33 protein-coding genes are annotated in these 22,416 nt (G+C 42.3%); 25 read left to right on the top strand and 8 right to left on the bottom strand.

The features are described from left to right. The first annotated feature begins 2 nt into the window (after positions 1 to 2). Complete coding sequence (locus ABHC48_RS10815; RefSeq protein ID WP_173719383.1) at positions 3 to 905, top strand: radical SAM protein; 903 nt, start codon at positions 3 to 5, stop codon at positions 903 to 905. A gap of 222 nt (positions 906 to 1,127) precedes the next feature. On the opposite strand, the gene ABHC48_RS10810 is transcribed toward ABHC48_RS10815, so the two are convergent. The 7 genes from ABHC48_RS10810 to ABHC48_RS10780 all read right to left on the bottom strand — a co-directional run bounded on the left by ABHC48_RS10810 (position 1,128) and on the right by ABHC48_RS10780 (position 6,438). Next, on the bottom strand, positions 1,128 to 1,706 hold the full coding sequence (locus ABHC48_RS10810; RefSeq protein WP_226815746.1) for a manganese catalase family protein: 579 nt from the start codon (positions 1,704 to 1,706) through the stop codon (positions 1,128 to 1,130). Positions 1,707 to 1,778: 72 nt separating this feature from the next. Beyond that, the gene (locus tag ABHC48_RS10805; protein WP_195699489.1) at positions 1,779 to 3,206 is read right to left on the bottom strand and encodes a recombinase family protein; all 1,428 of its coding nucleotides are present in this window, start codon (positions 3,204 to 3,206) and stop codon (positions 1,779 to 1,781) included. A gap of 180 nt (positions 3,207 to 3,386) precedes the next feature. Next, the gene (locus ABHC48_RS10800) at positions 3,387 to 3,686 is read right to left on the bottom strand and encodes a DUF2442 domain-containing protein (RefSeq protein ID WP_195699488.1); all 300 of its coding nucleotides are present in this window, start codon (positions 3,684 to 3,686) and stop codon (positions 3,387 to 3,389) included. Between the two features lie 12 nt (positions 3,687 to 3,698). Continuing rightward, positions 3,699 to 3,965, bottom strand: coding sequence for a DUF4160 domain-containing protein (locus ABHC48_RS10795; protein WP_195699487.1), 267 nt, complete (start codon positions 3,963 to 3,965; stop codon positions 3,699 to 3,701). A 19-nt stretch (positions 3,966 to 3,984) separates the two neighbouring features. Further along, positions 3,985 to 5,211, bottom strand: a complete 1,227-nt coding sequence (locus ABHC48_RS10790) for a restriction endonuclease (protein ID WP_195699486.1) — start codon at positions 5,209 to 5,211, stop codon at positions 3,985 to 3,987. Beyond that, entirely contained in the window at positions 5,208 to 5,705 is a 498-nt protein-coding gene (locus ABHC48_RS10785; RefSeq protein WP_195699485.1) for an ImmA/IrrE family metallo-endopeptidase, read from the bottom strand. The genes ABHC48_RS10790 and ABHC48_RS10785 overlap by 4 nt, the downstream gene beginning before the upstream one ends. A gap of 391 nt (positions 5,706 to 6,096) precedes the next feature. Beyond that, the gene (locus ABHC48_RS10780) at positions 6,097 to 6,438 is read right to left on the bottom strand and encodes a helix-turn-helix transcriptional regulator (protein WP_226815745.1); all 342 of its coding nucleotides are present in this window, start codon (positions 6,436 to 6,438) and stop codon (positions 6,097 to 6,099) included. 157 nt (positions 6,439 to 6,595) lie between these two features. Between ABHC48_RS10780 and ABHC48_RS10775 the strand changes: the two genes are divergently transcribed. Next, complete coding sequence (locus tag ABHC48_RS10775) at positions 6,596 to 6,850, top strand: DUF739 family protein (protein ID WP_195699484.1); 255 nt, start codon at positions 6,596 to 6,598, stop codon at positions 6,848 to 6,850. A gap of 96 nt (positions 6,851 to 6,946) precedes the next feature. On the opposite strand, the gene ABHC48_RS10770 is transcribed toward ABHC48_RS10775, so the two are convergent. Further along, a complete protein-coding gene (locus tag ABHC48_RS10770; RefSeq protein ID WP_195699483.1) occupies positions 6,947 to 7,780 on the bottom strand; it encodes a hypothetical protein in 834 nt (277 codons plus the stop codon). 109 nt (positions 7,781 to 7,889) lie between these two features. Here ABHC48_RS10770 and ABHC48_RS10765 point away from each other — a divergent pair, with 109 nt between their 5' ends. The 23 genes from ABHC48_RS10765 to ABHC48_RS10655 all read left to right on the top strand — a co-directional run bounded on the left by ABHC48_RS10765 (position 7,890) and on the right by ABHC48_RS10655 (position 22,413). Beyond that, the gene (locus ABHC48_RS10765) at positions 7,890 to 8,273 is read left to right on the top strand and encodes a hypothetical protein (RefSeq protein WP_195699482.1); all 384 of its coding nucleotides are present in this window, start codon (positions 7,890 to 7,892) and stop codon (positions 8,271 to 8,273) included. A gap of 44 nt (positions 8,274 to 8,317) precedes the next feature. After that, positions 8,318 to 8,488 carry a hypothetical protein gene (locus tag ABHC48_RS10760; protein ID WP_195699481.1) on the top strand — a complete coding sequence of 57 codons (171 nt, stop codon included), beginning with the start codon at positions 8,318 to 8,320 and terminating at the stop codon, positions 8,486 to 8,488. A 22-nt stretch (positions 8,489 to 8,510) separates the two neighbouring features. Continuing rightward, positions 8,511 to 8,672 carry a hypothetical protein gene (locus ABHC48_RS10755; RefSeq protein WP_195699480.1) on the top strand — a complete coding sequence of 54 codons (162 nt, stop codon included), beginning with the start codon at positions 8,511 to 8,513 and terminating at the stop codon, positions 8,670 to 8,672. Next, positions 8,666 to 8,929, top strand: coding sequence for a hypothetical protein (locus tag ABHC48_RS10750; protein ID WP_195699479.1), 264 nt, complete (start codon positions 8,666 to 8,668; stop codon positions 8,927 to 8,929). Before ABHC48_RS10755 ends, ABHC48_RS10750 begins: the two co-directional genes overlap by 7 nt. An 89-nt stretch (positions 8,930 to 9,018) precedes the next feature. Next, the gene (locus ABHC48_RS10745; protein WP_195699478.1) at positions 9,019 to 9,210 is read left to right on the top strand and encodes a hypothetical protein; all 192 of its coding nucleotides are present in this window, start codon (positions 9,019 to 9,021) and stop codon (positions 9,208 to 9,210) included. Between the two features lie 2 nt (positions 9,211 to 9,212). Beyond that, positions 9,213 to 10,154 carry a lambda-exonuclease family protein gene (locus ABHC48_RS10740; protein WP_195699477.1) on the top strand — a complete coding sequence of 314 codons (942 nt, stop codon included), beginning with the start codon at positions 9,213 to 9,215 and terminating at the stop codon, positions 10,152 to 10,154. 15 nt (positions 10,155 to 10,169) lie between these two features. After that, the gene (locus ABHC48_RS10735; RefSeq protein WP_195699476.1) at positions 10,170 to 11,024 is read left to right on the top strand and encodes a recombinase RecT; all 855 of its coding nucleotides are present in this window, start codon (positions 10,170 to 10,172) and stop codon (positions 11,022 to 11,024) included. A gap of 104 nt (positions 11,025 to 11,128) precedes the next feature. Continuing rightward, positions 11,129 to 11,566 (top strand): hypothetical protein, encoded by a 438-nt coding sequence (locus tag ABHC48_RS10730; protein WP_195699475.1) that lies wholly within the window; start codon positions 11,129 to 11,131, stop codon positions 11,564 to 11,566. Positions 11,567 to 11,578: 12 nt separating this feature from the next. After that, positions 11,579 to 12,316, top strand: coding sequence for a hypothetical protein (locus ABHC48_RS10725; RefSeq protein WP_195699474.1), 738 nt, complete (start codon positions 11,579 to 11,581; stop codon positions 12,314 to 12,316). 57 nt (positions 12,317 to 12,373) lie between these two features. Continuing rightward, positions 12,374 to 12,808, top strand: a complete 435-nt coding sequence (locus tag ABHC48_RS10720; RefSeq protein WP_148463798.1) for a RusA family crossover junction endodeoxyribonuclease — start codon at positions 12,374 to 12,376, stop codon at positions 12,806 to 12,808. Between the two features lie 6 nt (positions 12,809 to 12,814). Further along, a complete protein-coding gene (locus ABHC48_RS10715; protein WP_195699473.1) occupies positions 12,815 to 13,699 on the top strand; it encodes a DUF4373 domain-containing protein in 885 nt (294 codons plus the stop codon). After that, positions 13,692 to 14,264: a hypothetical protein gene (locus ABHC48_RS10710; protein ID WP_195699472.1), complete on the top strand. Its 573-nt coding sequence runs from the start codon at positions 13,692 to 13,694 to the stop codon at positions 14,262 to 14,264. Before ABHC48_RS10715 ends, ABHC48_RS10710 begins: the two co-directional genes overlap by 8 nt. A gap of 62 nt (positions 14,265 to 14,326) precedes the next feature. Further along, positions 14,327 to 15,934, top strand: a complete 1,608-nt coding sequence (locus ABHC48_RS10705; protein WP_195699471.1) for a DNA cytosine methyltransferase — start codon at positions 14,327 to 14,329, stop codon at positions 15,932 to 15,934. Between the two features lie 18 nt (positions 15,935 to 15,952). Continuing rightward, positions 15,953 to 16,126 (top strand): hypothetical protein, encoded by a 174-nt coding sequence (locus ABHC48_RS10700; RefSeq protein ID WP_195699470.1) that lies wholly within the window; start codon positions 15,953 to 15,955, stop codon positions 16,124 to 16,126. After that, complete coding sequence (locus tag ABHC48_RS10695) at positions 16,116 to 16,469, top strand: hypothetical protein (RefSeq protein WP_195699469.1); 354 nt, start codon at positions 16,116 to 16,118, stop codon at positions 16,467 to 16,469. Before ABHC48_RS10700 ends, ABHC48_RS10695 begins: the two co-directional genes overlap by 11 nt. Beyond that, positions 16,462 to 16,956, top strand: a complete 495-nt coding sequence (locus ABHC48_RS10690) for a methyltransferase (RefSeq protein ID WP_195699468.1) — start codon at positions 16,462 to 16,464, stop codon at positions 16,954 to 16,956. The genes ABHC48_RS10695 and ABHC48_RS10690 overlap by 8 nt, the downstream gene beginning before the upstream one ends. A gap of 108 nt (positions 16,957 to 17,064) precedes the next feature. Further along, positions 17,065 to 17,274: a hypothetical protein gene (locus ABHC48_RS10685; protein ID WP_195699467.1), complete on the top strand. Its 210-nt coding sequence runs from the start codon at positions 17,065 to 17,067 to the stop codon at positions 17,272 to 17,274. After that, entirely contained in the window at positions 17,213 to 17,671 is a 459-nt protein-coding gene (locus ABHC48_RS10680) for a hypothetical protein (protein ID WP_270414061.1), read from the top strand. The genes ABHC48_RS10685 and ABHC48_RS10680 overlap by 62 nt, the downstream gene beginning before the upstream one ends. Positions 17,672 to 18,101: 430 nt before the next feature. Then, positions 18,102 to 18,986: a ParA family protein gene (locus ABHC48_RS10675; RefSeq protein WP_195699465.1), complete on the top strand. Its 885-nt coding sequence runs from the start codon at positions 18,102 to 18,104 to the stop codon at positions 18,984 to 18,986. After that, positions 18,986 to 19,381 carry a hypothetical protein gene (locus ABHC48_RS10670; protein WP_148463744.1) on the top strand — a complete coding sequence of 132 codons (396 nt, stop codon included), beginning with the start codon at positions 18,986 to 18,988 and terminating at the stop codon, positions 19,379 to 19,381. The genes ABHC48_RS10675 and ABHC48_RS10670 overlap by 1 nt, the downstream gene beginning before the upstream one ends. 1 nt (position 19,382) lies before the next feature. After that, positions 19,383 to 20,069 carry a hypothetical protein gene (locus ABHC48_RS10665; RefSeq protein WP_195699464.1) on the top strand — a complete coding sequence of 229 codons (687 nt, stop codon included), beginning with the start codon at positions 19,383 to 19,385 and terminating at the stop codon, positions 20,067 to 20,069. A gap of 123 nt (positions 20,070 to 20,192) precedes the next feature. Beyond that, the gene (gene terS, locus ABHC48_RS10660) at positions 20,193 to 21,005 is read left to right on the top strand and encodes a phage terminase small subunit (protein WP_195699463.1); all 813 of its coding nucleotides are present in this window, start codon (positions 20,193 to 20,195) and stop codon (positions 21,003 to 21,005) included. Positions 21,006 to 21,039: 34 nt separating this feature from the next. Continuing rightward, positions 21,040 to 22,413 (top strand): PBSX family phage terminase large subunit, encoded by a 1,374-nt coding sequence (locus ABHC48_RS10655; RefSeq protein WP_279311596.1) that lies wholly within the window; start codon positions 21,040 to 21,042, stop codon positions 22,411 to 22,413. Positions 22,414 to 22,416: the final 3 nt, after the last annotated feature.

Below are 22,416 nucleotides of genomic sequence, written 5' to 3'. Positions count from 1 at the left end.
TTATGCGAGAAGAATTATTTAAGAATTGTACCTTATGCCCCCGGAAGTGTAATGTGAATCGTCTGGAGGGCAAAAGAGGATATTGTGGCATGGACAGTACTATAAGGGCTGCCCGTGCCGCTCTTCATATGTGGGAGGAACCTTGTATTTCAGGAAAAAAAGGATCAGGGGCTGTTTTTTTCTCTGGCTGCGGCTTGCGGTGCTGTTTCTGCCAGAACCGGGATATTGCCATTGGGGATTCTGGAAAAGAAATTTCAGTGGAGCGGCTTGCTGAAATTTTTCTGGAATTGCAGGAAAAAGGGGCGGCAAATCTGAATCTGGTCACTGGGGCGCATTATGTGCCGCATATTATTTCGGCGTTGGAGCTGGCCAGAGGAAAGGGAATGAATCTTCCAGTCGTGTACAATTCCAGTGGGTATGAGAGCGTGGAAACTATCCGGAGACTGGATGGTTATGTGGATGTATATCTGCCAGATATGAAATATATGGAGCCTGAATTGGCTGCTGCTTTTTCCAACGCAAGGGATTATCCGCAGGCGGCGCAGAGTGCAATTGCCGAAATGATGCGTCAGACCGGTCCCTGTCAGTTTGCGGAGGATGGATATATAAAACGCGGGACAATTGTTCGTCATCTGATTTTGCCAGGGCATACCAAAAATTCTATTGCAGTATTGAAATATCTGTACCGGACTTATGGGGAGGATATTTTTATCAGCGTAATGAACCAATATACGCCTGTCTGGAAGAATGAGAAATTTCCGGAACTGAATCGGAAAGTGACCAGACGAGAGTATGAAAAGGTGTTGGACGCTGCCATTGAGCTTGGAATCGAAAATGGCTATTTTCAGGAAGGGGAGACCGCGGAGGAAAGTTTTATACCGGCGTTTGATTATGAAGGGGTATGAAAGAAAAAGTATTATGCACGAATCCGATGATATAGTTCCAGAGGATATTTGTGGTGACTTTGAAGTTGAGTAAACGAACAATTGGCATGGGGAGAAAAAGCCTGCTGACTACTGTTTTGAAGCTGCCCAGCAATTGCCGGGCAGTATTAGAGCGTGTTTAAAAAAGGTTTTCTGTGAGATGTGTATTGCTGTTACGGTTATCTTTATGACCAGCAGCATATGCTATTTTGCTTCAGGTGCACAGCTTGCAGAGCAGGGATTGTCAAAGCCTGGATTGAAAGCGTAGAAGTTTTTAGCATCCAACTGTTCCTGGATGGAGCGAAGTGCTTCACCAAATCGCTGGAAATGTACCACTTCCCTTGCACGCAGGAAACGGATAGGATCAGCAACTTCCGGGATATTTCGTACTACACGGAGAATATTATCATAAGTGGAGCGTGCTTTCTGTTCTGCTGCAAGGTCTTCAAATAGATCCGTGATCGGATCACCTTTACTCTGGAATTCGCAGGCATTAAATGGAACGCCTCCTGCTGCCTGTGGCCACACGCCAACTGTGTGGTCAATATAATATGGTCCCAGCCCGGAATTCTCAATTTCTTCCATAGTGAGGTCACGGGTAAGCTGGTGAACCATGGTGGAAACCATCTCCAGATGCGCCAGTTCTTCAGTACCGATATCATTAAGCACAGCTGCAGAGGTTCGGTTCGGCATGGTAAAGCGCTGGGAGAGATAGCGCATAGAAGCACCGATTTCTCCATCCGGGCCACCGGAGTCCGATACCCTATAATAGATAAAATTCACTTGTTTTTTGGAAAAAAGTTAAATCTGAATTAAGAAATAGTACAATCGTAACCTGTGAAAAATTGATATGTCTTAGATGATAATATCAAAATACACCATTTCAGCCTCTTTGTCAAATACAATCTGATCGACTATAGTTCGAATAAAGTTCCCTTTTGTACTACTTTCGGCAGCAGGATCCAGGAGAACATCATACACACTTCGAATCTGCGAAAGGACATTATCCCTGGATGGATCTTCTGGCTTTTGTGCTTCCAGTTCTTTGATATTCTCTAAAAGAGATTCTCTTTGTTTCTGTAGTCTTATCTTGTTTTCTTTGTATTCTTCCAAAGTATCAATCTCATTTTCATAGGCAAGTTTAATTCGCAGCTCCCGGGTTGAAAGTCTGGCCAGTTCCTGCTTCAGCTGTTCCAGTTCCTCATTTTGCGCCGGCGCAGTTGTTTTGGGGACATATTGGAAATCCGCGCCATCCAGAAGCTGCTTCAGGTAATCAATGACAAGCTGCTCCATTTTCTTTACTGAGATGGCCACGGAGGTTTTGTGATAACCCTTTGCGTATTTCCAGCACTGAAAGTAAGGACAGGCTCCGGATCCGGTGTAGGAGAGGGTGGCGCCACAGATGGAGCATTTGATCAGACCGGAAAGCCAGTGCTTACAGGTGGAGGCATTCCGGTGTTTTGCTGGTCTTCGTCTGGCATCCATAAGCTTGATGCGCTTATCAAGCTGTTCTGTGGTATAACGTGCTTCATGGGTTCCCTCAAAAGTCTGTCCATTCCAGTTTACAATGCCGGCATAAAAGGGATTGCGCAGGATATAGTCAATATTGCGCCGCTCAAACAGATTTCCCCGCTTGGTCCGGTAGCCCAGATCATTACATTTTCTGGCAATGGCAGTGGTGTCCTGGCAGTAATCATCATACTGGGACATGATGTAAGAGACAATTTTGAATTCCTTTTCATTGATCTTATATGGCTTTCCGTCCCCGACTGCATCATACCCAAGGGGAGGAGAAATCTGGTACCCCTGTTTTAATGCCTTTTCGCCCATGCCGCGGAGCACTTCACCAGACAGGCGGATAGAGTAGTATTCATCCATCCATTCAATAATACGCTCAATCAGACTGCCGAAAGGTCCGTCAATAACCGGCTCAGACACGCTGATCACGTCCACACGGTCCTTTTTCAGCATACTCTTATAAACGATGGATTCCTCCTGGTTGCGGGCAAATCGGCTGAATTTCCACACCAGAATCACATCATAGGGATGCCCCGGAGACTTGGCCTGTGCAATCATTCGCTGGAACTCTTTTCGCTTCTTCACATTACGTCCGGAGACACTCTCCACAAACACGGCGTCCTTCTGGATCACGATTCCATTACTCTTGGCATAGTCCAGTAGCAGACGCTTCTGCGCGTCCGGAGACAGCTCATCCTGCTCATGGGTGCTGACACGGATATACAGTGCTCCCATGCGCAGATCATCAGATTTTTGTTCGGTCATGGTATCACCTCGATTATAATTATGTAAAAATAAGTACAAAAATAACAGCCAGCGCGAACAAAGGTTCCGCTTGCATGGCTGCTCCGAAGATGATACAATATTTTTGCTGAAAATAAGGTGCATCTTCGGATGTGCTCGCCGGTTCCTGTTGGCGCAGGAGCCGGTTTTTCTTTTATAAAATTAGATTGCTGACTGTAAAGCCGGATAAGCGTAACTGTGCTCATACATGTATTCAGGAGCACAGTCAATGTCCTCATCCATCCATGTAACAATACCATCTACTATTTTGCAATCCTTAAAAATCTTCTCATCAGACAGTGGAGCGAATGCAGGACCATTCAAAATGGTTGCATCAAACAAGCGCTGTTCTCCCGTGGAGAAAGTAAGAAGCATCATCATGTCATCCAAAGGTTTTGCGGAAAGTATCTGGATGTTTTCTGGTTTTTCACTGGCATATACAATTCCATTCAATGTGAACATAAAATTCCCTCCTTACTGTAATGGTTTGATTTTGTCAAAGTGTTCGCCGCGAACTGCTTTGTTCCAGGCCGCATAAGCTTCATCTTCGTGTAGAGCAAGCCAGCCAATCAACATTCTGAATTGCTTCTGAGGAAGTGATCCAGCAAGCAATTCACCATCAATACCTACGGAAGCACGATATTCTCCGTAAGTGACATGTACGTGTGGCTTATTGTGCTGGACAGTATCGTTGAAAAGCATTTTGATAACCATTCCTTCAAATCTACTTAATTCTGGCATAGATATGAGTCTCCTTTCTTTAAGCATCGTCATGTTCAAGTTCTTTTAACAAATCTTCCTGTGATATGGAAGGTTGACACTCTGGATCACCAGCCTTGTAAGCTGTTATTGTAGCAAGATCATCTGTTTCAGAAGCAACTTCTTCTATGTCTGCTAATTCAGAAGAATCATTTAATCCTGAGGTATGTATTAGTTTTATCAAAGAATCTCTATCCCAAAGCACAACTCCAATACCAGAAGCTAGTTCTTGCGCCTGCCGGGTAAAGTATCTATTGGTTAAAACAATGCCTAAATTGGCATGATAATACTTCATTCCGCCTGCTACTTGGTAAACTGCATCAACGCCAATATCTGAAGAGTAGCATTTACATTGAATAGCGTAAGTAATTCCAGATTGTTCAGCAATGATATCTACCCCAAAATCGCCGCTGGTAGGTGTTACCCGAGTAGTGTATCCATTTCCTTGTAAAACCAGAGCACAAAACTGCTCAAAATCATTTCCTGTCATGTAATCGAATTTATTGTTGTACCATTTGATCTTTTCGATGGAGGATTGTTCTTGAACGCCTTGTGGTCCAATTGTACTTTGCATACTGGAAGTATTCTGTTCCCATCTTTCAAGCGCTTTGAAAAATTCAGTTTCATTCATTAATACAGTTCTGGTATTAGATCCATTTTCTAGACTAATTACGCCAGCTTCGCAAAGTTGATCCATAATTTTTGCAGCACGATTAAATCCAATTTTATATGTTCTTTGTAATAACCCAACAGACGCTCTTTTTTGTTGAATAAATAATTGTGCTGCCGATTCAAAATAAACGTCGGTATCATTATTTATTGCAAAGGAATCATTGGTTGTAGAATGTAAAGTTAGCGGTTTATAATTTATCTTTTCGGGAATAATCTTGCAGTATATCAAATCTAAAACAAAAAACACAATAAGAAATAAAATATAAGTTTTTTTAATTTTAGGTATGAATAAATTAAAATCTGCGCACAAATATAATATCCAGAAATATGCAGCCAAAAGTCCAAATGGTGATAAAAGACTAAAAGTTATTTTATATATTTTACGGTCATTTCGGTTAGCAATTGCAAATGCAATGCTCATGAAACAGAAGAATGCCAATGGTAAGGAAATATATAATTTAGTTTTGATAAAAATCATACCTAAAATTATAATAATAAAACTTAATAGTAGAACAAGTTCATTTGTAAAAACAGTATTATTACTTTCTGATTTCATTTCAGCTTACTCCTTGTATATGGTTCAGAAGTAAAAATTTTTACAACTGAAAAAGGTTCGAAATAAATTATATAGTTTTTTACTGTGGTATAAAGACCATATTTAGAATGGTAACACTCCAATGCTTCTTTCAGATACTCCTCTGTGGCATCCAGATATTCAGCCATCTCATATAAATTCTGGCACCCGGCTTCGTAAGCATGCACAATTCCAATCAGCCCGATCTTAAGATTATATCCGTAAAGTCTTGCCCTGTATTCCTGTTTCCGATTGCTAACTTTAGTCTGATCAATAATATTACCGACAGTAGTATAGTGGTGTCCAAGCTCCTCCGCCAGGACACAGGATTTTTCGGCTTGGGTGGAAATGGACTTATTGATTGCTACAGTGCTGTTACAATATAAGCCTTTTATGTTTGGACTATTAAATTCATAGTCCATTACGTCTATACCGTCCGCGCAGGCCTGGTCTTGTAATTCCTCATATGTGCTCATGTAAACACCTCCCGCTCTAGTATATCTCAATACGTGTACAAAAATCTGTACAGCGCTTCCACAAAAAGAAAATTGACAAATATTTTGGAGTGACATATAATATATTTAACAAGGGAGCTGGAAGGTGACTGCACTTCACCCAACCCAGCGAATATAGTTAGCTAAAAAATAGCCGTTGATCTCGCCAAAGATTAGGACGGCTATTTTTTATGTGCATATGTAAGTATGGCTACGATTAAATTAGCAAAAGTCAACATAATCATAAATGTCTCGTAATCGCTCATAAACTTCACCTCCTCCGTAAGGTGTCCGGATTAGGCAAAGAGCACGTCCCCCAGTCCCCTGGGTAAATATATTATATTGTCAATGTACATTCTGGCAGGTCTGCCGATTATTTCCTTTTATTTTTTACAAATTCTGCAAACTGGCGAATTTCGTTGAGCTCGTCTACGGTGTATTCTTCGCCATCAAAATGGGCTGCAAGAGTAGTTGGTTCGTTGGGTTCGTCCCATCCCATTAAATAAGATGGAGAAACATTAAGAGCTTTTGCAATATCTTCCAATTTGTCAACAGGCATATTTTTTATATAACCTGTTTCATATCGTTGAAGAGTAGACTTACTAATTCCTACTTTTTCAGAAAGTGTCTGATACGACATATTCAGCTCTTCTCGTCTTGTTTTCATTCGATTCATAATTTCTTGCATTTTACTACTTATTTCTTTTTCACTCATATCAGCACCTCCGTATAATGCTATTATAAACTATTTTTTCATATTTGCAACATATAATTATAAAAATACAAAAAAATGTTGCATATATGGGTTGACACGCCACGGTGAATGGTGTAATATACAATTATCCCAAATATGCAACGAAAGGAGATTGAAAATGTCTTTTGATAAATTAAAGGGAAAGATGACAGAGGGGCACTTATCGCAAAAGAGCATGGCGGAAGCGCTTGGGATTACTGCGCAGGCTCTTAATGCAAAGTTAAATGGGAGAAGTCAGTTTACCCTTGAAGAAGTAGTAAGAATAACTGATATACTTTCGTTAAAAGATCCTGTAGATATTTTTTTTAATCCAAGCGTCCCAAAAATGCAACACATTGCAACAGAAAACGAACCAAGAGAGAAAGGAGCGTAGGTAAAATGGAAAAAGAAGTCGCTCACCTGCGAAAACAAGTAAAGGAATTAAGAATAGCTTTACTTGTTACGCAGGTGATATCGATCGTAATGACTATTATTTTGGGGTATCAGTGTCTTCGGGCGATTTGGAATTATCAGTACCTTCTTCAACAGGTGAGCATGTGTCTTGAGTCTGTGAATACTGTTTATGCAGCTCTTCGACAGTTTCTTGCAGTTCTTTGATGGTTTGAGCTTCACTGGAAAGAGATACATCTATATTGTGAAGCAATTGCTGCAACATTTCGTTTTGGGCACGCTGAAGCTCAAGTTGTGCTTCTTCAATCTGCACTTGCTTAATTTGCTCTGGCTGTGGTGAATTGGACTGAGCAATAGCAATGGAAATTGTAAGAACTGTACTAACAATTAAGCTAATAAGTTCCAACAAAAAAGATGTAGGCATTTTTATACGACTGTTACCAATAGGGATGTATACAGAATCGGGCAGTTCGTAATTGTTGACCGCCTGTTCGTCAACAATTACGTAATCATCTTTTGGCAGGCCACCTAGATCTTCAGGATAATCAAACGGCTTGGAAGGAATACGCAGTGCGGGAGTAAGATTTAAAATCTGTTGCTGTAGTTCGCGATATGAAAAATCATTTTTTAATGATTCACTCAGAGCACTGTACAAACCAGTGGCTATGTTGTCGCGAATAGTTGAATTTAGAGATTCAGACAATTGGGAAACCTGAGAAGCAAGTGATGAACTCATAATAGAACTATATGACTGAATGAGTTCTCTGCAGGGAGCTGTTAAGGATTCTTGTATTTGCTGAATTTGTGAAGTCATTGCATTGGGCAAAGCATTTCGCACACATTCGAGATGAATGTTAGAAATTCTTTTCATAGTTTCCTGAAACTCTGGACTAAAAAATGGGTTGTATTTCATAAGATCCTCCTTGTTAGTTTACTAGGCATGGCGGGGCCTGTAATTACAGAATAGGAGACTTAAAGAAGAAAGTCAAGCAACACAGTTCGAGACATTTCGACAGAAAGAGGTGATTGAAATAGTTAACTGTAGCACTGAATTAAATGCTTTTTTGAGTTTTCTTCGAACCTGTGAAGAGTCTAATCGGCTGGCAATTCTCACAGAAAATGATATGGATTGCCAGACACAGGATATTTTACATAATATCGAGCTCAACGAGAACAGCCAGTACGACTATATCTGCCAGGGATTTGCCTTGCGGGATATACGACGGAAGCGGAGAAAGGCAAAAGACATAAAAGAAGCAACAGCTCCAATCTGTAACTGGATGAAAGAGAACCGAAAGGTGATCAATGATCTGGAACGTTTGCTTGGAGATGTAAGAAAACAGGAGAAACAAGCTCAGAACCGGTCGTACACAAACCGGACAGGGGTTATGAAAAAGCTGAAGTAACTCCGTACAACCATGATCCATACCATAGTAACGGGGAGGTGATTGTGATAGGAATCAAATTTACTCGCAGATTTATCATAGACGGCGTGCCATACAGGATAGATCAGCTTCCAAAAGCGCAGGTAACGAAGGAACGGGCACTGAAAACTGAAGCGGAGCGAGTTGATCTGGCAATGGCTATATATAATTTCGAAAGAAAGAAAGCTGCCGGGTAAGGCAGCAGAAAGGAGGCAAGCTGTGAAGCGTAACATAATCATATCCGCCATTATAGGTACTTTTGCTACATATCTGCCGTTCTGGCAGTGGGACGGAGCCAGGCCCGCAGGAGCAATGGCATTATCAATGCTTGCATGGATGCTGATACAGGGAACAGAGCCAGAAGGGAGAAAAACATGTTAAGAAAAGAAGTTTCTGAGTTATTTAGTCTGTGTATGCAGGTAACAACCGAGACATCAGCATTCGTTTTATTTCGAATGAGTTCCCGCACGAAGGCCTGTCATATAGAGATTACTGATAAGGGATATGACTATAATGGTAGAACAGATGGTAGTTATTCTATTTACTTTGACAATGAATTGCTTGGGAAAAGTTCCCAAAAAGAGTACGAAGCGGCCATGGAGCATCTTTCCAGGCTGTTAAAAGAAAATGGATCCTGAGAGTGGGAGCTCATCAGGATCCGGTGTCCAATGGACAAAAATAGTTTATCACCCTCTTATTGTAGAGGAGAAAGAGAGAAAAATCAAGTATGAGAAACAGAATTACAATTGCAAATCCAAACGGAATCGGATATAGGATCCCTGGCTGCAGAGCATCTTCTATTCGCTTGGAGTGGCAGCAGGAGCAGACCGTATTGTTTGGAACAGTGGCAGACCGTTTGGGCGAGTATGAAGACCTTGGATCTATAGAAGAATTACGTGAATTAAAGAAAGGAAGATAAGGATGAAATTAAACAGATTAGTATCTACTTCGGGAATGGACCATGCAACGTGGCTGGAATACCGTAAAAAAGGAATTGGTGGATCAGATGCGGGCAGTATCTGCGGCTTAAATCCATATGCAACCGCGATTTCCGTTTACCAGGATAAAACCCAGGAAGAGATTACTGAAAAAGCAGACAATGAGTCTATGAGACAGGGACGTGATCTTGAGGAATATGTAGCCAGAAGATTCATGGAGGAGACCGGAAAAAAAGTGCGCCGCGCCAATTCTATTTTCTATATGGAAGAAAATCCTTTTATGCTGGCCAACGTAGACCGGCTGATTGTAGGAGAGAACGCAGGACTAGAGTGTAAAACAGCTTCCGCCTATTCTGCAGATAAATGGAAAGATGGACATATTCCGGAATCCTATGAAATCCAGTGCCACCACTATATGGCTGTGACCGGAGCTGATGCCTGGTATATTGCCTGTGTGATCCTTGGAAGGGAGTTTGTCTGGCGTAAGATCGAGCGTGATGAGAGCATTATCCAGATGCTGATCACAGTGGAGACGGATTTTTGGAATAACAACGTGCTTGCCAGAAAAATGCCTGCTCCAGATGGCAGTGAGGCTGCTGAAAAGATCTTATCAGAATATTATGGAAAGTCAGATCCGGAGAAAGTCATTCCACTGATCGGGTTTGACGAAAAGCTGAAACGAAGATCAGAGATCCTGGAGCTTCAGGACAAGCTGGACCAGGAAAAGAAGCAGATTGAGCAGGAAGTTAAGCTTTTTATGGAAGATGCGGAGAAGGCTGATTCCGATAAATATTCAATTACATGGAAATCCATTGTATCAAGCCGGGTAGATTCGAAAAAGCTGAAAGCAGATCATCCGGATATCTATAAGGAATATGCCAAAGAGTCATCCGGCAGAAGATTTACTGTAAAAGAGATTGCATAACAGGAGGTAGAGAGAATGGGAGTAAAAGATGCGTTAGCAGAGAAAACAGGAAATAAAGGGGAAGTAAAGCTTACCAAGTCCATGAGCATTGCGGACATGATCAAGGCCATGAAGCCGGAGATTGAGAAAGCCCTTCCGAAGGTGATCACCCCGGAACGTTTTACCAGAATGGCGTTATCCGCCTTAAATACCACTCCGAAGCTACAGGAGTGCAGCCAGATGTCTTTCCTTGGTGCGCTTATGAATGCGGCGCAGCTCGGTCTGGAACCAAACACACCGTTGGGACAAGCATATCTGATTCCATACAAGAATCATGGAAAGCTGGAATGTCAGTTCCAGATCGGATATAAAGGTCTGATCGACATGGTTTACCGCAACGACAACATCCAGACTGTACAAGCACAGTGTGTTTACGAGAAGGATGTGTTTGAGTATGAACTGGGGCTTGAGCCGAAACTGGTGCATAAGCCTGCCATTAAAGACAGGGGAGAACTGATTCTTGTGTATGCACTTTGGAAGGCAAAGAACGGCGGATATGGCTTCGAAGTGATGAGTAAAGAAGATATTGACAATCATGCCAGAAGATTCAGCCAGAGCTTTTCCAGTGGATTCAGTCCATGGAAGACAAACTATGAGGAAATGGCCAAGAAGACCGTTATTAAGAAATGCCTGAAATATGCGCCTCTGAAATCTGACTTTGTAATGCAGCTTTCCAATGATGAGAGTGTGAAGACAGAGCTCAGTGTAGATATGTCCGAGGTGGCAAATGAACAGGAGCCGATTGATGCTGATTACCAGGAAGTATCCCAGGAGGCTCCAGATGGTACAGAAACTGCAGAAGCCGTAAACAACCAGGGCACAGCAGAATAAACAGCAAGTGGTGCTTCCTATCATGGAAATGCGTCATTATATATCACAATACGTTGATACCTGGCAGTACCTGTTCATGCTGCCAGGTAGGAAAGGAGTAAGAAATGCAGCATATTGACATGGAAAAATTCGCAAATGGTGCGTTTACGGAACAGATTAACAGAGAGCTGAAGAAGGTGACGGAGAACATCCAGGATCCGAATACAGACGCAACCGCCAAGCGGAGGATCACTGTTGTGATCGAATTTAAGCCGAATGAGGCAAGGAATTTTGTTACTACTGGAGTACAGGCAAAATCCACCCTAGCACCAGCTCTTGGAGCTGTGACAGCCCTCAGCATGGGCAAGAACATCCGTACAAATGAGGTGGAGGCTGTTGAAATCGGCAGCCAGATCCCAGGCCAGGTGACCATTGAGGAGGTAACGGATTCCTTTGACGAGAGAGAAAAAACACCTCGCCAGGTTGATCCTTCCACAGGGGAGATTCTTGAACAGACGGAGCATTCAGACAATGTAATTGATTTAAGAGCCAGACAGGCATAAGGAGGAAGAAAGATGATCAAAGAAGCAATCAAGTACATTACAGATTTAAAAGCAGAAGCAATGGAACCGAAAGTTGTCACGATTGCAGGCAAGACCTATTGTGATAAGGTCCTGAGCAGATATGACGATGAACCTATGGCAGAGCCAATTGAGGCGTCCAACTTAAGCAGCATGATTGATTATATCTTGAGCTGCACCAAGGAACTCAGAGAGTCCATGATCATTCATGTGATAAGTCCGACAAAAGTAGAACTGTATTCCGGTCTGAATGCAGAGAGAAAAAGAGAGCGCCTGTTTGTGTGCAGGGCTGAGACTCCACGCTTCCGCTATGATGAGTGGTACGATCAGGAGCGTTTTCTCATTGAAATGCAGGCAAACTTTGAAGAGAACACTGATCTGGAAGCTATCCTGAAAGTATCTGGAAATGTTGAGGCAAAAACAACAGCCAATTATGGTGATGACGGCGTTACCCAGAAGACAACCATTAAGCAGGGGATTGCATCAAAAGCAGATGTTCTGGTTCCGAATCCGGTTACCCTTATCCCATACAGGACCTTCCTGGAAGTGAAGCAGCCGGAAAGTGAGTTTGTTTTCCGTATCAAGGACGCTGGTGGTGCTCCGGTATTCAAGATCGTAGAAGCCGAAGGTGGTCTCTGGAAGAATGTTGCAATGAAAGAAATTCGAGATTATTTTGTGCGCAACCTTGAGAGTGAGGAAGATCTTTACAAGCGTTTAACTATTATCGCGTGATAGAACGCTTCCCTGGTCTTAAACAGGCTGGGGAAGTGGAAAGGATGACTTATATTTATGACAGCAATTTGTTTCACAGTGCCTGGCAAGCCTCAGGGAAAAGCCAGAGCACGTACTTACTATAACGCCAAGAAAAAGGCTATGAGCAGCACAACACCGGATAAAACGGTCCTGTATGAGAACTTTATTGCCACCCGGTATATGGAGGCTGCAGGAGAGCAGCGATTCTCAGATGGAGCCTATATCAAAGCGAGAATCCAGGCTTTTTATGAGATTCCCAAGAGCAGTTCAAAGGTGAAAAAGACAGCCATGCTCAGCGGGGAGCTACTTCCTACAAAGAAGCCCGATATTGACAACATCGTAAAAGCTGTTCTGGATGCCCTTAATGAGGTGGCATACCGGGATGATACACAGGTCGTGGAGCTGCAGGTAAGAAAGCAGTACAGCGAAAGACCAAGACTGGAGATCTGTCTGGAAGAACTGGAGGCTTAATCATATATGGCAAGGCGGAAACAGGAAGGAAATCGCTTTTTTCGCCTGGATGTGGATTTCTTCTCAGACAAGAAGGTAAAGATCCTGAAAGCGCGTTATGGGGCTGACGGGGTTACCTTATATCTGTATATCCTATGTGAGATATACAAAGCTGGATATTATTTAAAGATTGATGAGGATTTTGAGTTCATTGTCTCAGATGATCTGAGCATGGACAGCAATAAGGTGAAGCAGGTCTTGAACTTCTTATTGGAACGGTCACTGTTTGATAACACACTTTTTCAGTCGGACAAGGTCTTGACCTCTGCCGGAATACAGCGGAGATATCAGGCAATGGTAAAAGCCAGGGCACTGAAAAATCCGATCACAGTAGAGGGTTTCTGGCTCCTTTCGGAAGAAGAAACGGAGACCTTTATTAAAGTGAACCCTTCTTTAAATAATTCCGAGAATAATCCCGATAATTCCAGGAAAAATGAAGATAATTCCGAGAAAAATGATACAAAAGGAAAGGAAAAGAAAGGAGAGTATATATATACGGCTCCGCCGGGTACATACTTTGAAGATTCTTCTCTGAATGATGCCTTCCTGTTATTCCTGAAGGTAAGACAGAACAATGGAGACAGTCTGACGAAAGAACAGGTACAGCTTCTGCGGGAAGAACTTCTGTCCATGTCTGACAAACCAGAGGAGCTGACTGCCATTGTAAAGAAATCTGCTATGAACGGATGGAAGAGCTTCTACCCTCTGAAAAAAGCAAGAACCAGGAAGACAGAAGCAAAGGGCAGTAAGAACCGATTCAATAACTTTCCACAGAGGGAATATGACTTTGAGGAATATGAAAAACAGCTGTTAAAGAAAAGCCAGGAGGGACAGAACAGAGTTAATGAATGATTTACAGATATTAGAAAAGCCTGGCTCACAAATGTACTGTAGGGATTGTTATTGCAAGACCTGCTTGCGCTGGTGGTCTGACAGATGTGTGTATGGAAAATGCTGGGACGATTTTAGAGCAAAAGAAAACCCGTACAATAAAATATTCCCGGATAAACCGCCGCGTACTGGCTGGAGTAACTGGAATAAACCAGGAGAGCAGGACCATTGGTGTAGGGGAGGTGCTTTTTATCCAGAGCGCAAGTGTGAGCACTATGTTGAATATACTGGCTGCACTATAGAAGATTGTATAGCTGCTCCTATACAGCTATTCCAAGATGGATTTTTGATTTGTACCCTAAAAGATTCTATTGGATGCGAAGCATGTATTGCCCGAGAGGAAGGAAAGAAGATTAATGATTACGCTTGTGAATTTATGACGGACACAGGATGTGAGCGGATGTTTACCGCGAAAAGCCTGATCCTACAGTCAATAATGGAAGGTAACGATATGGAGCCTTGCAGAGAGCAATGCTGCATGGGATGTAAAGCAATATGCGGATTCCGCTGCGGACAAGCGACATAAAGTAAACGAAAGGAGCCAGCCTCCGGCCGGGGCAATGGTATACCGGGCTTCTTGGAAAGAAAATGATTCATGGAGAATTAATTGTGGACAATTTTGCCGGTGGCGGCGGTGCATCTACAGGTATTGAGCTGGCAACGGGATATAGCGTTGACATAGCAATCAACCATGATCCTGAAGCTATTCGGATGCATAAAACCAACCATCCTAACACGAAACATTACTGCGAGGATGTATGGCAAGTGGATCCCGTAGAAGCCTGCAATGGACATCCGGTAGGACTTGCATGGTTCTCACCAGATTGCAAGCATTTCAGTAAAGCCAAAGGTGGAAAACCAAAGGACAAATTCATCCGCGGGCTTGCCTGGGTAGCATGCCGCTGGGCGGGGCTTGTAAGACCCAGGGTAATAATGTTAGAGAACGTAGAAGAATTTAAAACCTGGGGACCACTTAACAGGAGAAAACATCCGATCAAGTCCAAGCAGGGAAAGACATTTGAGAAATTTGTGCAGCAGCTTACAGACCTTGGCTATGAGGTGCAATTTCAAGAGCTGATAGCAGCAGATTATGGTGCGCCGACCATGCGAAAGAGATTCTTTCTGATTGCACGGTGTGATGGCAAGCCGATTGTGTGGCCAGAGCCGACACATGGGGCAGCGGACAGCGAACAGGTGAAGAAGGGCAGCCTAAAACCTTATGTTGGTGCATATACCCAGATAGACTTCAGCAGGCCGTGTCCTTCAATTTTTGATACATCCGAAGAAATCAAAGAGAAATACGGTATTCGGGCAGTGCGTCCACTGGCACCTAAGACAATGGCGAGGATTGCGAGAGGACTGAAAAAGTTTGTGCTTGAGAATCCAGAGCCGTTTATCATTCAGTGTAATCATGGTGGAGAGAGAAGGCCTAATGACATCAGAGAGCCAATGCCGACCATAACAGGGAAGCATGGATATGGAATTGTGGAGCCGTATATGGTTCAAATTGGACAGACAGGTTTTGCAGCAGACAGAAGCAAAGATGTACGGGATCCGCTGACTACTATTGTAAGTAAAAATGAGCATTGCCTTATAAGCCCTCTACTTATACAGTACCATTCTGAAACGTTAAAGGACGAAGTCCGAGGGCAGACCATTGCAGATCCGGTAATGACGGTTGACAGCTCAAACAGATACGGACTGGTAACCTCGTTTCTGAGCAAATTCTATAAATCCGGTACAGGACAAGATGTTCGTGAACCACTGCACACTATAACAACATCAGCTGGACATTTTGGAGAAGTGAGAGCTTTTTTGATTAAATATTACGGCTCAGGCACAGGCCAAGACATAAAGGAACCACTTGACACAGTTACGGCGCAGGATAGATTTGGGCTTGTGGAAATAGACGGAACTGAATACCAAATTGCGGATATTGGCCTGAGAATGTTAGAACCAAGTGAACTTTACGGCTGTCAAGGATTTCCGGAAGATTACATTATAGACCACGATTACACGGGTAAGACATATCCGAGAAGTGAACAAGTCAGAAGGTGCGGGAATGCAGTATGTCCTCCGATACCGGCGGCCTTGGTAAAAAGCAATCTACCAGAACTTTGTGTAGCCACCCGAAATCCTATCTGCAGAAATGACCGCATGAAGGAAGAAACCACAGGACAATTAAGATTTGCGTAGGAAGGAGAGATGCTTAAGATGGATATGCCAAAATACAAAACCTGTAAACACAGTACCGGCAGAGTAGGGGAGCTGATTGTATACGTCCACCCGACCTGTCCGAGGCTGTCAATGATAAAAGGCACCTTATGCAGCAGTAAGATCCGCTGCAGGGAGTGCGGAAACTGGGAGGTGAAAGAAAATGCTGATTAGAAGTCAGAATAGAGAAGTATTGATTAATCTCAATTCTATGGCAGGCATTGAAATTGCGGAAGGACCTATAAAAACAATTATAACATCATACATAACCGGATGCAGTTATCTGCTAGGAGAATATTCCACCAAAGCAAAAGCCATGAAAGTACTGGATATGATTCAAAAAGTCTATGCAAATTCCGAAATTGTCAAAGCTCTCATTCCGGAAATCGGAAAAACGGTCAAAGAAGCACCCCTTACAAAAGAAAATGAATTACTCGCAGGAGTATTAGGAGAAGAACTTGAAAAGAAAATGATTTTCCAGATGCCACAGGATTCGGAGGTAGAAGTAGATGGATAAACTAGTTTTGGATGCAACGTGTGGTTCAAAAATGATTTGGTTTAACCAAGATAATGAATTTGCCGTTTTTGTTGATAAACGTGAATTGGATTGTGAAGCAATATGGACGAGCGGTGACGGAAAAGCGACAAGGTATTGTAGCATTCATCCTGATATTATTGCTGATTTTACAGACTTACCATTTGCAGATGACACTTTTTACCATGTTATATTTGATCCACCACATCTTGTTGATGTAGGAGATAATGCCTGGATGGCAAAAAAGTATGGAAGACTCAGCAAAGATACATGGAGCCAGGTGTTGCATGATGGATTTGCTGAATGTATGCGAGTGTTAAAGCCTCACGGAACATTGATTTTCAAGTGGAATGAAACTCAGATTTCGGTGAAGGATGTTATCGTAGCTATTGGCCACGAGCCTCTATACGGTAACAGATCGGGCAAACAGGGGAAAACACATTGGATGGCATTTCTAAAAGTGAGGTGAAACAGATGTTGACTGTAATCGTTGCAATGGGGATAGGAATTCTGATTGGATTTTTCGGAGCCTGTGCATGGGCACTGACTGAGGCTAAGAAAGATAAGGAGGTGCCGGATGATTGACAACAGAATTGTATTGCAGATGGCAAGAGCCTACGGAATGAATCCGGACAGGGCAAGGAAGCTCCTGGAGGATGCCAGATCAGAACCGGCAATCATGAAGCGGATACATAAGTATGAGCAGCTTGTGGGAGGTGACAGAGGTGGACAAGACGGTGCTGGAGCAGTATGTGGAGCTGAAGGAAGAAATCAAAGACCTACATAACCGCATAGACCGGGACAGGCGCAGACTGGTCAAGATCGAGAATGAGGGTGTTGTATCTGATACCGTAAAAGGAACCAGAAAGGATGGCACTATCGGTCCGATCAAGATAACCGGCTACCCTTTTCCGGAAGTTGACCAGGTGAAGGGCATGATTAAAAAGCGGGTAGCAAAGCTTCACATACTGGAAGACGAACTGCAGGACGCACTGAATGCAGCAGATGATTTTATCCGAGAAATTCCACAAAGCGATCTGAGAATGATGTTTCGTTTTTATTACCTGGATGACATGACATGGGTGGCGGTAGCAGCAAATATGAACAGCCGGTTTCCAAAACGGAAATACACAGAAGACAGCTGCAGAAAACGCCATGACCGATATCTTGAAAAAATATTATAAAATTTTCAAAATGTCCGGTCATGTCCGCTTCGGCTATGGTAGTATGTATACTGAGCTTAGAAGGAAAGACTTCCGATGATGAAATACCCCCACCCATAAGGTATGAACGACTGCCAGGTGTCACAACCTGGCGGTTGCTTAGGGCAGATATCAGCCTGGGGATTGCTGAGGCCACAGCAGCCGAAATGATATCACATAGTGCAGGCTGACACTGGTACGCGGTTCGACTCCGTGTTGTACGAGCCCGGGGCGGTCATGTGTGAGAGAGCTCACTGCACTACCGGAACACCTCCCCGATTGGGAGGGAGCATGAGCCGTTAAGCCGAGCCGCAGGTTCGAGTCCTGGTGTTCCGATTGGCTTCGAGAGAAGCTCCCCCAACTACATACATTTTTTGAAAACGTCCTGTAGAAATACGGGGCGTTTTGTAGTATGATGAAAGAAAATGTATGTGGGAAGGGGTATGCAAGAATGAAAAACGTCATTGCTTTTATGAATATGAAAGGCGGAGTGGGAAAAACAACAATATGTGTGAACTTAGCGGCATATTTAGCAGAATTTGCTAAAAAGAAGGTTCTCGTTATTGATATGGATCCGCAGATGAATGCTTCACAGTATATGCTGTCTCCGCAAAAAATCAAAGAGGCTCTTGAAAACAAGCAAACGCTGTATGAGCTATATAGAGATGATGTTGACATGGATTTAAATTCAGAAAATATAGTAGGGAATCAAGAGGAAAATACTGAAAAAAACTTGATTCAAAAAAATATAAGAGATAATTTGGATTTGATCTGTGGTGATTTAAATATGACGAAGGTAAAAGATGACGGAACTAATTCAGATACTTTATGTGCATATATAGAACGCAAGCATTTAAAAGAACAATATGATTTTATATTTATTGATTGTCCCCCAACACAATCTGTTTATACGATTTCGGCATTTAAAGCATTGGACTTTTATATTGTTGTCATAAAGCCAGATTATTTATCAACAATTGGGTTGGCATTATTTGATCGTTTGGTTAGTAATTATAATAAAAATAGAAATACTCCAGATAAAATAAAATCTTTAGGAATTATTGCTAATTTGACGCAAAAAAGTGCTGATAATTATCATGAAGAAAAAATTCAGGAAATTGCAAAAAGATTTAAATTTACACAGCGAGTATTTGAGAGCAGAATAGGAAATGTAAGTGCAATTGCGAAATCAAGTGAAAAACAAATGTTCATGCATGAAACTAGAGGGTCAAAGAAAGCTATTGCCAAATTGGGAAAAGAATTTTTATCTGTGTATGAGACTGAGGGGGGAAAATAATGAATATTGATGATAATTGCAAAGAACTGTTACTCTTGTTTTTAGATTCTAAGTATAAAATAAAAAAATCAGAGAATCTGGATGATGAAGTAGAAATAAGAAAAATGATTGCAATTAAAATATTAAGTAGCTTAATACTTTCCAAAAAGTTATTTAAAAGAAATAGTGATTTAGGTGTATTTTTGGAAGAGTATTTTGATATCAAACTTTCTAAATCTATGTTGTCATCAAGAACAGTTATTTGTGGAAAAGTAATAAGAGAAATTGAATTACTTGAAGAGGATGATCTTAATGTAGTGTTGGATCAATTATATAATGTTCTTAATAAAATATCAAAAGAAGAAAACTTTGAAGATAAAAATATATATGATGTAATAAAAAAGATGGAGATGTAGTATGGACTTAATTACTGATTATAAAAAAATATATGTGGACAGTTGTAAGAAAACGAAAGATTATTTAAAATCGCTATATATAGATATAGATGAAAAAAATAAGAATGACGCATATTTAGCAATTGATAAATACTACCGTGCAATTTCAATTTGGAAAAGGGTTTTGGATTTAGAAGAAAGAGATGAAAAGCTAGTTAATAATATTTTACTGGATTATTGTTTCCTTTTACATGGGTTTGTTATTTTTGATATTAAAAGTATTAAGTTCCTATTTAGAAATATTATAGAATCTTTTATTAGATTTATTACAAATGACTATGAGGGACGTGACATAGAGCTTATATTTTCTAATATAACGAAAAAATATGAGGGGAAGGAAAAAGTCTATTTAGGAACATATATTTCTCAACTAAAACAAATCTATGACGAGGCTTGTTTGTACATTCATGCAAATACTGATAAAATGAATGAAGAGATTTATACGCTGCTAAGTATTCAAACCAATAATGCTGGAAATGAGATAAAGAAAACGATTGAAGAATTTACAAGAATGAATGTTGCAATGCTTTGTATTATAAAAAAGGAGAATTGTGAAACGTATGATAAAATGAAAGAGAATGCACAGGGATATCTGAATTATATTATCCCATTGGAAGAACGCATAAGAGAAAAGAAATTGAAAGATTAAGTATTACTAAAATGATTATGGCAATGTGATACAATGAAATGATTACACGCACACCAACACAGGCAGCTCCCCGGGGCTGCTTTTGTTGTGCTTAAAAACGAAACGAATGAGAGGTGGTGAGGCTTGGCAAGAGCGCGAGATCCGAATAGAAGCAAGGCTTTTGAGATATACAAGGAGCATGCTGGGAAGATTGATTTAGTTGAGATTGCAAACCGGCTGAACATTTCGCCTGGGACAATCCGTGGATGGAAATCTAAGGATTCCTGGGACGCACAGCTGAACGGAACGCTCCATAAAAATACGGAACGTTCCAAAAGAAAAAGAGGCGGTCAGCCTGGGAACAAAAACGCGGAAGGGCATGGAGGTACCGGTCCACCGGAGAATAAGAATGCAGTTAAGACAGGAGAGTTTGAGACTCTCTTTTTTGATTGCTTAGATCCAGATGAACAGAAGTTGATCCAGACAGTACAGCCGGATAAAGAACAGCTGCTTCTGCAGGAGATCCAGCTGCTGACTGTCCGGGAACGACGGATGTTAAAACGAATTGAAGCCCTGAAGCATCTGGAGCAATCTTCCAATCCGGAAGAAGTCCAAGGGGAGGAGGAGCTTGAAAAAGCACCTTCCGGAATGTCTGCTACAAAGTACAAATCTGGAATGGAGAAAGGCAAGCCAACACTCCTGAGGGAATACGAAGGAATCCTTGGTCAGATCCAGTCCATCGAGGATGCTTTGACCAGAGTCCAGGCCAGACGCCAGAGGGCAATTGAAGCTCTGCATAAGTTTGGTTATGATGATGCTCATCTGGAGCTTGAAACTATGAAGTTCGAGCTGGAGCTTCTGAAACAGGATGGACAGAACGAGGATGATACAGATGACGGCTTCCTGGAAGCCATGAATGCTTCTGCCGAAAATGTCTGGGGTGATGAGGATGTATGAGAAACTAAACAGCCTTAAGAAGCGCCTGCAGCAGATGAAGCAGAACCGGACAACCAGACAGAACGGCCAGACATTTCACTTCTCTCCATTCTCAAAGAAGCAGAAACAGGTACTGACCTGGTGGTGCAAAGAATCCCCAGTCCATGACAAAGATGGAATCATAGCAGACGGAGCTATCAGGTCAGGAAAGACTGTCAGCATGTCGCTGTCCTTTGTTATGTGGGCAATGAGCAGCTTTGCAGGTCAGAACTTTGCCATGTGCGGAAAGACAATCGGCTCCTTTCGGCGAAATGTTTTGTTCTGGCTGAAGCTCATGCTCCGATCAAGAGGTTACTCTATCACGGATCACAGAGCAGACAACCTGGTAGTTGTGCGGAAGAATAGTATTGAAAACTATTTCTACATCTTTGGCGGTAAAGATGAACGTTCTCAGGATCTTATTCAGGGTATTACACTGGCTGGTGTGTTCTTTGATGAGGTTGCACTGATGCCGGAATCCTTTGTCAACCAGGCAACAGGACGTTGTTCTGTGAAAGGCTCCAAGTTCTGGTTTAACTGTAACCCGGACGGGCCGTATCACTGGTTCAAGGTCAACTGGATCGATAAAGCCACGGGCTACCTGGGAAAAGAACAGGTCAGAAAGATCCGCCAGAAGGCAAAAGTAGAAGGCAAGGATCCAGGACTGAAAGAGCTTCTGTATCTGCATTTCACCATGGATGACAACCTGTCTCTGGATGAAGAGGTAAAAGCCAGATACCGCAGCATGTACATTGGCGTATTCTTCAAGCGTTACATCCTGGGATTATGGGCAGCAGCCGAGGGTGTTATTTATGATATGTTTGATGAAGCCAGGCATGTCCGCGATATCAAGGATTTCTTTCAGCTTCTGATCAACGGCAACCGATATGTTTCCTGTGACTATGGTACCCAGAATGCAACCGTCTTCCTGCTCTGGAACAAGGGACGAGATGGAGTCTGGTACTGCATCCGGGAATACTACTATTCCGGCCGAGACAAGGGCAGGCAGAAAACAGATTCTGAGTATGCGGATGACCTAAAAAAATGGCTGGATGGCACGAAGATAAAAGCAATCATCGTGGATCCATCTGCAGCTTCCTTCATTGCAGAGCTCCGCAAGCGCGGGTACAAGGTGCTGAAAGCCAACAATGATGTGCTGGATGGAATCCGGCTGGTAGGAATGCTGCTGAATTTGGAACTGCTGAAATTCGCCAGTTCCTGTACAGAAACCATAAAAGAATTTGCTTCCTACATCTGGGATGAAAAAGCCTTGGAACGTGGGGAGGACAAGCCTGTTAAGCAGCACGATCACAGCTGTGACGCTGTACGGTACTTTGTGAGCACAGTGCTTGGCAGCAAGGTGGCAAGACTTCGAGAAATAAGTAGGTGAGAA

This window comes from Ruminococcus sp. 1001136sp1, from assembly GCF_039841815.1.
Taxonomy (GTDB): domain Bacteria; phylum Bacillota; class Clostridia; order Lachnospirales; family Lachnospiraceae; genus Blautia_A; species Blautia_A faecis.
Note: the sequence above shows the minus strand (reverse complement) of the source record. Positions and strands in the feature narration are given on the sequence as shown.